2 protein-coding genes are annotated in these 1,057 nt (G+C 30.8%); both read left to right on the top strand.

The genetic code is table 11. The annotated features are described in order from the left end of the window. Positions 1-294 precede the first annotated feature (294 nt). Complete coding sequence (locus IW492_RS17885; RefSeq protein ID WP_236672003.1) at positions 295-585, top strand: hypothetical protein; 291 nt, start codon at positions 295-297, stop codon at positions 583-585. Positions 586-600: 15 nt separating this feature from the next. Further along, positions 601-852: a hypothetical protein gene (locus IW492_RS17880; protein ID WP_202069436.1), complete on the top strand. Its 252-nt coding sequence runs from the start codon at positions 601-603 to the stop codon at positions 850-852. Positions 853-1,057: the final 205 nt, after the last annotated feature.

Below are 1,057 nucleotides of genomic sequence, written 5' to 3'. Positions count from 1 at the left end.
AAGTTAAAAAGAACCCTCATTAACAGAATCCATGCATGAAAAACAAGCAGCTAGGTAGGGCCCCTTAACTGCTTGGCTTTATTCTCTTGTATTTCTTTCACCAACACTAGTTGACAATGAGCCAAAATTTATTATTGAAAAAAGAAGCGATTTAACTTTGTCGTTTCTTTTTCTATACTTATAATATTAATTTCTCGCCCCGAGAAAGCCAGTGGGGCTAAAGGTAAATTAGATATATCATCGAAATCTTTTGAATCACTTACTGCGGATGAGAAAAAAGTAGTAGAATCACTTTTGGAACAAGGGAAAGATGTTAAACTTATTCCAGAAGCTCCGAATGTAAGTAAGACTCCCGATCTTTTAGTTAATGGAATAGAAACTGAAATTAAAACACTTAATGGAAATAATATCAATACATTAGTTACAAAAGTGGGTAAAGCATTAAAACAAGTAGATGGCAAAGGTAAAATTGTTTATGATATATCCAAAGCAAACTTTACACCGCAACAAATGGATGAAATAATTTCTAGATTAATTGGTAAATATGGAAAGGATATAATTGATAGAATTACATTTATAAAATAGGAGAGTGATTTAATCATGAAAATAAAATGTTTATGTGGAAATGTGCTTAATGATGAGAATTTGGAAACAACGAATCCTTTAATTATTTTTTCAGAGAACGAGTATTATGATGTGTTAGAGTCAAATCCGAAAACCGTAGAAGAGCTTGTGGATAATATGCCTTTAGGGTCAATGTGGGAGTGCAGAGTTTGTGGAAGACTTTTCTATTTTAAAGAAGGAAAATTTGATATTTATAGTTTAGAAAAAGAAGTGTTTGACAGTAATTAAAAATTATTAAATAAATTAAAAAGACACTCTACCACTCGACGGGAATCGAGAGGATAAAGCCTTGACTAGTAAGCACGAACTCACTAATCAAGTTGCCAATAGCAAACAAAAGCAAGTTACTAAAATAAATCATATTTTTAGAGTTGAGGATTGTGTAAAACACTGAATAGTGAAAAACTTCAATAATAATATCTTATTGTTATTG

Source organism: Enterococcus sp. BWB1-3 (assembly GCF_016745275.1).
Lineage (GTDB): Bacteria > Bacillota > Bacilli > Lactobacillales > Enterococcaceae > Enterococcus_L.
This window is presented reverse-complemented; position numbering and strand designations above follow the sequence as displayed.